Source organism: Nguyenibacter vanlangensis, from assembly GCF_013376155.1.
Taxonomy (GTDB): Bacteria; Pseudomonadota; Alphaproteobacteria; order Acetobacterales; family Acetobacteraceae; genus Gluconacetobacter; species Gluconacetobacter vanlangensis.
Genome location: NZ_JABXXP010000085.1, coordinates 1 through 8333, shown reverse-complemented (window position 1 = coordinate 8333; position 8333 = coordinate 1). Strand labels below are relative to the sequence as shown.

The following is an 8333-nucleotide window of genomic DNA, read 5'->3' as shown; positions in this document are numbered from 1 at the left end:
GGCCGACGGGGGGGCGCGTGCGCCTGGCGCGGGTGGATCGGGCCGACCCGGCCTGGGTCCCGGCGCGCGAACCCTACTTGCCCGCGCCTTTTCTGCTGATCCGGCGCGCCGCGTTCGATCGGGTCGGCGGCTATCGTCCGCTGGTCGTCGCCGAGGACAGCGACCTCTACTGGCGTCTGTCCGAAATCGGGACCCTGCGCAATATCGACGAAAATTTCGGGGAGTACCGCGTCCACGCCGCCAGCATTTCCAGCGCCTCGATCCGCAACGGACGGTCTCTGGCCTTCTGGTCGCAGATCGCGGCGCTTTCGGCGCGCCGCCGCCGCGCGGGGCAGCCCGATCTCGACGGCATCATCGCCGACGCCCACCGATATGCCTCGGCCGTCTCGCTCCAGGATTTCCACAGGGCGGCCGCTCCGGCGCTGACGGACCACGAGAGCGCCTGGCTGGCCCTGGCAATGGGCATGAAGCTGGTGACGCTGGCCTTCTACCGCCCCTATGAGCTCGAGGCTTCGGATTGTCTTTTCATCCGCGATGCCCTGCGCACGGCGGCAGCGGGTCTTCCGGCGGAAAACCGGGCGGAAATCGCCGATCACCTGCTGGGAACGGCAACCCGGCTGGCCATCCGCGGCCGCGTCGCGGATGCGCTGAAACTGGTTTCGCCCGGGCGCTATCCGGCATTGCTCGGACGGATCTCCTTCCGGCTGGCGCTGCCCGATTCATTGCGCAACCGGGTCAAGAAAGCGGCGGGCCGCGCTCAGCCGGCCTGACGGACAGACATATCGCGCAAGCGCGCATGAAGGGGGGAGGCACGGCAATGGCGGGGCAGGAGCACGGGCGGACGATCCGGGCCGGCGGGTTGGGCCGGGCCGCAACCAGCGGCGTCTTATGGCTGATGATTCAAAGCCTCGCGGCGCGGGGCATCGGCTTCGTCTCGCAATTGGCGCTCGCCTGGCTGCTGACCCCCGCCGATTTCGGTGTGATCGGCCTGGCCTACACGGTCTTCGGCATCGCGAATGCCCTGGTCAGTTTCGGCGTCGACGACGTCCTGCTGCAGCGTCAGAAGGTCATGACCCTGTGGTCCGCGCCGGCATTCTGGATCTGCCTGTCGCTGGGAACGCTGGGGATGGCGGGCATGCTGGTCGCCGCCCCGTTCGCCGCCGCCTGGTACCATTCGCCCGAACTGGTCGGGCTGATCTCGGCGCTGGCGATCGCGACGCCGATCAAGACGCTGGCGACCGTTCCGTCGGTGCGGATCCGCGCGGACATGAATTTCCGTTTCCTCGCCGCCTATAACACGTTCGAAATCTTCGCCCTCCAGCTCGGAACGATCTTTCTGGCCTGGCTGGGATGTGGCGCCTACAGTTTCGCAATCCCGATCCCGGTCCTCGCGGTCATCAAGGCCGGTCTGTTCTGGTGGAAGGCGCCGCCGCGCATCGCCCGCACCTTCCGCAAGGTGCAGGTGCGCTATATCCTCGGCAGCAGCACGACCGTATTCGCAACCCGCACGATCATCGAAATCGTCAATCAGGGCGATTATATCGTTCTCGGGCTGATCGCGTCGCATTCGGTGGTGGGGCTGTATTTCTTCGCCTTTCGCTTCTCCGCGCAGCCGGTCCGCATGCTGGCCGGAAATTTCATCAATGTCCTCCTGCCGGCATTCGCCCAGTTGCGCGGCGATCCCGCCCGCCAGACCGAAGCCGCGCTGAAGGCCTGCCGCCTGCTCGCCTATATCGTGGTGCCGTTCTGCTTCCTCCAGGCCGCGCTCGCGGGGCCCGGGCTGCATTTCCTGTTCGGCACCAGATGGAGTGCCGCCGTGCCCTATATCCAGATCCTCAGCATGGGCCTGCCCTTCGACGCCGTGTCGTGGATCACCGGATCGCTGCTCAGCGCCCGGCGCGAATTCCGCCTGGGCCTGATGTTCGCCGCCATTTCGCTCCCGCTTTTCTTCGGCATGGCGATCGTCGGCGGTCTGGCCGACAGCGCCTTCGGCGTCGCCATCGCGGTGGGGCTGTATTATTTCACCTATCCGCCGCTCTGCTCGCTGCTGATCCTGCGGCGCTGCGGCGTCGCCGTCCCACGGGTGCTGGAACTCTACATCATGCCGTTCGTCCTGTCGGCGGTGGCCATAGGCGGCGGCTATCTCGCATCCTTTCTCCCGGTCATCCGCGCCTATGACCTGTCGCGGATCATCGTGATCGGGGGCGTGGGGTGCTGCCTCTATCCGGTTCTTCTTTTCCTGCTCTGCCGCGATGTCTTCGACCAGCTTGCCCAGCGATTCGGCGGCATGTTAGGGAAATTCCCGCGCCTCAGGGTCGCCGCGGCGTCGAACGGATAGAAAGGAAAGACCTTGACCCCGCGTCATTGATAAATAAGCGCTTTCCAAAGGCACCGCCTTTGGCGGGGTTCGGGGCAGAGCCCCGAAAAAACCGCTATTTCGGCAACCTGCCGGTTATTGCGATTGCCTGGCCATGGCGGATTTCCACCGATTGCGCACCACATGGCGGATTTTCTGCAGGGCCCGCACACCCGGCGACGGCAGCGCGTCATGCAGCAGCACCTGCAGGCGTGCGCTCAATGTCCGGCCGGGGCGCCGCACATAAACCGTCGTGCTTCTGGACGATCGGGCCAGCGCGCCCCCCGACTTGCCGCCGGTGTAGAAATACGCGATGACCGATTTGCGTTCCATGCCGGCCCTGATCGGACTCGGGTGCCCGTGCGCCGCGATCGCGGACTGGCTCATCAGGACCGTCCGTCCGAAACAGGGCACGATCTCGACCTGGCGAACCGAGGGCTTGATGCCCCATAATTCCAGATTCCCGCCATAGGCGGCTTCCCATCCCTCGTTCAGGTACGTAATCACGACCAGCCGATTGCATAACCCCGTCGTGGGATGTTTCTGAAAATCGACATGCAGGTCGAAATGCCCGCCCCCCGAGACGACATGCAGCCCGCCGCCATACAGGCTGGGATCGGGCAGAAGATTCGCAATGCCCGTCACCTCGCTCAGCAGCCGCAGAAACGGAGCCGATTGCAGAAAGTCGAAATAAGCCCGCATGACGGGCGGCAGGTCGGAATCGGGGGCCGTTCCCTTCTTCTTCTGCAATGCCGTATCATAGGATTTCCATATCAGGTCATCGCATGTGCGATATTCTTCCAATATCGCGTGCAGCCATTCCGCGGGAAATAACTGGTCGATGACCAGATGCGGAAACGGACGGGCTGCGAGATAACGCGCCCTCAATTGTTCGACAGGCGCACCCAATGCCAGACCTGGTACCGAGAGCGCAACGGAGGGAAGTGCCGGGGAGAGCTGCGTATTCTCTTTCGTAAACTCCATGCCGCCGTTCACCATTTGAAAAAGAAGCGGCCATGCCTGAAATACGCTGACGCGATGACATCCAAGCCGGCCAGGCCTTCAATCGTTGCACCCGAATAGCGGGTGATCGGGACCAGTCACGTCGACACGGACGCGTCTTGCCTCTGCTTGTCCACTCGGATCGTATGAGACATTATATTAACATCCCACAAAGATTTGCGATAAAACGTCTCACAAGACAAGCATTTTTTCACGCTTCGTCTCACTGCGCCTTCCGGACGGGCTTCCGGGCACTCGATGCATCACCGATACATATCCGGGGCCGAATAACTCTCTACCCCCAAACGGTCTTCATACCCGCGCGGTTGCCGCTGCCTTGCGCGAGGACTCCGCCATGCCCTGCCAGGAATCGATCGCCTTGCGGATCCTCTTCGTAAGGGGAACTTCGACAAACCGATAGATCGCGACACCCAGGGCAATCGCCAGGAAAACGGCAAGGCATTTGGTGGGAACGGTATGAAGGCCCGGCCGATAATGCAGCAGCCGCAGAACCGCCTGGACCGCGTCGAATGCCACCTGCTGGAAAAGATAGATGGAATATGATGCATTCCCAAGCATCAGCGCGAATGGCAGGGTCGGCATATAACCGCAGCGTTCGGCCCACATCAGCGCGGCAACCAGCAGAACCGTCGCCGTGCCGCTGACAAGAAGAGGAAAGACGAATGCCAGGCAGCCCATGACGCCGATAACGGCCATGACCAGGCCAAGCGCCGGCCAGGGCCGCAACTTCGTCAGGCTGATCCCGAATATCGATCCGAGACAGCACCCGGCCAGAAATTCCAGCAGATAGGGGCTGGTATAGAAATGAACGGCATCGACGCCCTGCGGCAGCATCGCCCCAAATGAAGCCAATGCCAGAAAGATGGCCGACAACAGGACCAACCGGTAACTGCCGCGGACCGCCAGCAGCATGCCGAAGACGAGATAGAAAAACATCTCGTAATTCAGCGTCCAGCCGATAAACAGCGTCGGCATCATGACGCCGTGTTCGTTAAGCGCGGGAATGAACAGGCACGACAGGATAAGATGCACCACCCCGTGGGAATAGGTGGACGGCATATAGATCCCGACGGCGGCCAGGACCGACGTGACGAACGTCGCAAGCCAATACATCGGCGCCACGCGCGTCAGGCGGTCGATGAAAAAATTCAACGGCCTGATCGATCGTCCTTCGGTCAGCGACACCATGATGATACCGCTGATGACGAAGAACAGGCCGACCCCGTATCTCCCTACGGTAAAGATCGGCGATACGCTCTGGAACTGGTGAAACAGCACGACCCCCACGGCCGCAAGCGCACGGAGGTATTGAAGGGACATTATGACCTTGCGGTCTCGCCTTATGCTTGACGGCATGCGCGCATATCCCACCATGTCCGGATTTGGACAGAACCGTAACGATGGCCGGCGGGCCGTGTCCATGTTTTTTTGTCGTCGTCCCGCGATGCCGCCTCGCTTTTTCGGCTCCCGGCCCATGCCGGCGCGGCCCGCGACAAGGCGGATCCACGCTCATCGCGTGAATGCGCTCCGCAACAAAATGGCGCGGATAACGGAATTTTGCGTATTCACCCGGCGGGACAGGGCAGGTCAGGACAGGTCAGGGCGGGGCAGGGGGGATCATCCGGCGGCGCGGCGCCGGATGACCGTCCTTCCCCGCCCGGTAACGGGCGCGTCGCGCGTCGCGATCCGCGCCGGGGCGGCGGATCGCGTCCGCCCGATCAGCCGGCCGTGGGCTGCAATGTCGCCATGTCGATGACGAAGCGATATTTCACGTCCGAGCGCAGCATCCGCGCATAGGCATCCTCGATCTCATCCATGCGGATCATCTCGATATCGGCGGTGATTCCGTGCGTGCCGCAGAAATCCAGCATCTCCTGCGTCTCGGGAATGCCGCCGATCAGCGAGCCCGCGAAACTGCGCCGCTTCAGGATCAGGCTGAAGGCCGCGATCGGCAGCTTCTCTTCCGGCGCGCCCACCTGCACCAGCGTGCCGTCGCGCTTCAGCAGGTTCAGATAGGCATTGATGTCGTGATCCGCCGCCACGGCATCCAGGATGAAATCGAACCGTCCCGTCTCGCGCGCCATGGCATCGGCATCGCGCGACAGCACGACCTCGTGCGCCCCCAGGCGCAGCCCGTCCTCGACCTTGCTGGCCGAGGTGGTGAACAGCACGACCTCGGCGCCGAAGGCCCGGGCGAACTTCACCCCCATATGGCCCAGCCCGCCCAGCCCGACGATGCCCACGCGCTGCCCGGGTCCCACCTTCCAGTGGCGCAGCGGCGAATAGGTGGTAATCCCCGCGCACAGCAGCGGCGCCACCGCCGCCGGATCCAGGTTCCCGGGCACCTTCAGCACGAAGGACTGGTCGACGACGACGGCCGACGAATAGCCGCCATAGGTGATGCTGCCATCCTGCCGGTCGCGGCCGTTATAGGTGCCGACAAACCCGACCTCGCAATATTGTTCCAGCCCGTCGCGGCAATTCCGGCATTCGCGGCAGGAATCGACCAGGCAGCCCACCCCCACCAGGTCGCCGGCGCGAAAGCGGGTGACGTTGCCGCCCGTCTCGACCACCCGGCCGACGATCTCGTGGCCCGGCACGCAGGGATAGACCGTATTGTGCCACTCGTTGCGCGCCTGATGCAGGTCCGAATGACAGACCCCGCAATACAGGATCTCGATTTGCACGTCGTCGGGCCTGACGTCGCGGCGGGTGAAGGAAAACGGCGCCAGGCGCGCCTCGGCGGCAGTGGCGGCATAACCGGTACATGCGAACATCGGAACGGTCCTCGTCTGTTGATTGAGAGTGTCTGATGGAAAGGAAAAGGAATCGACGTCCATCACGTCCATGCGGGCTTTCAGGACCGGGCAGGGGGGTCGTCACCCTGTCGATAGGCGCCCTGCCGCTCCAGCATCCAGCCCGGATATTCGGCCGGCAGCGCGCTGACCGCATCCAGGCTCCGCAGATCCGCCGCGTCCAGCGTCACCGCCGCCGCGCCGATATTGTCCGCCAGTTGCGCGGCCGTGCGGGCGCCGATGATCACGCTCGTCACCACCTTCTGGTGCAGCAGCCACGCGATCGCCACCTGGGCGACGCTGCATTCCAGCCGCGCGGCGATGGGCCGCATCGCATCGATCACCGCAAAGGCGCGCGGCCGGTCCACCGGCGGGAAATCGAACCCGGCCCGCCGTCCCTCGCCCGACAGGGCATTGCCGTCCCGGTCATATTTGCCCGACAGCAACCCGCCGGCCAGCGGGCTCCAGACCAGCAGCCCGACCTGCTCGGCGGCCAGCATCGGCACGATCTCGCGCTCCAGGTCACGCCCGGCGAGGGTATAATAGGCCTGCAGCGAGCGGATCGGCGCCAGGTTGCGCCGTTCGGCGATCCCCAGCGCCCGGGCGATGTGCCACGCCGCCCAGTTCGACACGCCGACATACCGGACGTCGCCTGCCCGGACCAGCACGTCCATCGCTTCCAGCGTCTCCTCGATCGGCGTGGCCGGGTCGAAGCCGTGCAGTTGGTACAGGTCGATATGGTCGGTCTGCAGGCGTTTCAGGCTGGCGCGCGCCTGGTCCAGGATGTGCGACCGCGACGCGCCCACTCCGTTCGGTCCCGCGCCGATCCGGCCATAGACCTTGGTCGCCAGCACGATCTCCTCGCGCGGCACGCCGACATTGCGCAGCGCCTGGCCGGTGATCCGTTCCGACAAGCCGGCCGAATAGACATTCGCCGTATCGATGAAATTGATCCCCGCCTCGATCGCCGACCCCACCATCGCGTCCGCCTGCGCCTGGCTCAGGTCGCCGATCCGGCCCCACATTCCCTGGTCGCCGCCGAACGTCATGGTGCCCAGGCATAATTCGGAAACGAACAGCCCGGTTCGTCCCAGCGGATTATAGCGCATGCTTATCTCCCCTATGCCGAGATGCCGCGCGCATCATGTCACTCGGGCCGGTCCCGCCGGAATGGGGAATGCTGTCACGTTCTTGCACGATCCTGCTTGCACGATCCTGCCGGGCGCCTCACGGCGCGGGCGGTCTTGCCAGACCGTCCGCCAGCCGCCACATCTCGGGGCCGGGAGGATCCGCATGCGGCCATCGATCGAGTATCTGCGCCGGCGCATTACCGCGCATTGCCTGAACAGCCGGACCGAAACCGCCGTGCCGGGGCTCAGCCTGACGCGGGCGGACGCGCCGACCATGCCGGTGCAATCCGTGCATCAGCCCACGTTCTGCCTGATCGCGCAAGGCAGCAAGCAGGTGGTGCTGGGCCCGCGGCTCTTCGCCTATGACGCGCGGCATTACCTGATCACGACGGTCGAACTGCCGATCACCGGCGGCGTCACCCAGGCCAGCGCCGACCGCCCCTACCTGGCGCTCACCCTGGCGCTGGACCCCACGCGCATCGCCGCCCTGCTGCTGGACAGTCCCGACGCCCTGCGGGATCCGGGCACGATGCCCGGCCTGGCGGTCAGCACGGTGACCGATGCGCTGCTCGATCCGGTGGCGCGGCTGGTCGGGCTGCTGGACCGCCCGGACGACATCCCCGTCCTCGCCCCGCTGATCGAGCGCGAGATCCTCTACCGCCTGCTCCAGGGCGAACAGGGCGCCACCCTGCGCCAGGCCGCCCGCGCCGACAGCCGCCTCTCGCAGGTCAGCCGCGCCATCGCCTGGATCCGCGACCATTACGCCGAACCGTTCAGCATCGGCGACCTGGCCGCCGAAACGGGCATGAGCCCCTCGTCCTTCCACCGGCATTTCAAGGCGGTGACGATGATGAGCCCGCTGCAGTTCCGCACCCGGATCCGGCTGCAGGCGGCCAGGCACATGCTGCTCGCCGACGGGCAGGACGCCGCCGGCGTCGGGTTCGTCGTGGGCTATGACAGCCCGTCGCAGTTCAGCCGGGAATATCGGCGCATGTTCGGCATCCCGCCCGCCCGCGACGCGGCCCGCCT

At 64.9% G+C, this 8333-nt stretch carries 7 protein-coding genes; 3 read left to right on the top strand and 4 right to left on the bottom strand.

The annotated features are described in order from the left end of the window. Positions 1–770, top strand: a 770-nt coding sequence (locus HUK84_RS06905) for a glycosyltransferase family 2 protein (protein ID WP_176639627.1), incomplete at its 5' end; no start/stop codon positions are given. Positions 771–817: 47 nt separating this feature from the next. Next, entirely contained in the window at positions 818–2338 is a 1521-nt protein-coding gene (locus HUK84_RS06900) for a lipopolysaccharide biosynthesis protein (RefSeq protein WP_176639626.1), read from the top strand. A gap of 114 nt (positions 2339–2452) precedes the next feature. Here the strand turns inward: HUK84_RS06900 and HUK84_RS06895 are convergent, their stop codons facing one another. The 4 genes from HUK84_RS06895 to HUK84_RS06880 form a co-directional block, all read right to left on the bottom strand. After that, on the bottom strand, positions 2453–3340 hold the full coding sequence (locus tag HUK84_RS06895) for a 2OG-Fe(II) oxygenase (protein WP_176639625.1): 888 nt from the start codon (positions 3338–3340) through the stop codon (positions 2453–2455). Between the two features lie 330 nt (positions 3341–3670). Further along, positions 3671–4699, bottom strand: coding sequence for an acyltransferase family protein (locus HUK84_RS06890; protein WP_246285487.1), 1029 nt, complete (start codon positions 4697–4699; stop codon positions 3671–3673). Between the two features lie 398 nt (positions 4700–5097). Next, a complete protein-coding gene (locus tag HUK84_RS06885) occupies positions 5098–6156 on the bottom strand; it encodes an NAD(P)-dependent alcohol dehydrogenase (RefSeq protein WP_176639623.1) in 1059 nt (352 codons plus the stop codon). 80 nt (positions 6157–6236) lie between these two features. After that, positions 6237–7283 carry an aldo/keto reductase gene (locus tag HUK84_RS06880; protein ID WP_176639622.1) on the bottom strand — a complete coding sequence of 349 codons (1047 nt, stop codon included), beginning with the start codon at positions 7281–7283 and terminating at the stop codon, positions 6237–6239. A gap of 184 nt (positions 7284–7467) precedes the next feature. On the opposite strand from HUK84_RS06880, the gene HUK84_RS06875 reads away from it, so the two are divergent. Beyond that, positions 7468–8333: AraC family transcriptional regulator (locus HUK84_RS06875; RefSeq protein WP_176639621.1), on the top strand; the 866-nt coding region annotated here is incomplete at its 3' end.

Excerpts from the sequence above, each read along its gene's own strand:
- HUK84_RS06900 (WP_176639626.1), top strand. The coding sequence starts at position 818 with ATGGCGGGGCAGGAGCACGGGCGGACGATCCGGGCCGGCGGGTTGGGC.
- HUK84_RS06895 (WP_176639625.1), bottom strand. The coding sequence starts at position 3,340 with ATGGAGTTTACGAAAGAGAATACGCAGCTCTCCCCGGCACTTCCCTCC.
- HUK84_RS06890 (WP_246285487.1), bottom strand. The coding sequence starts at position 4,699 with ATGTCCCTTCAATACCTCCGTGCGCTTGCGGCCGTGGGGGTCGTGCTG.
- HUK84_RS06885 (WP_176639623.1), bottom strand. The coding sequence starts at position 6,156 with ATGTTCGCATGTACCGGTTATGCCGCCACTGCCGCCGAGGCGCGCCTG.
- HUK84_RS06880 (WP_176639622.1), bottom strand. The coding sequence starts at position 7,283 with ATGCGCTATAATCCGCTGGGACGAACCGGGCTGTTCGTTTCCGAATTA.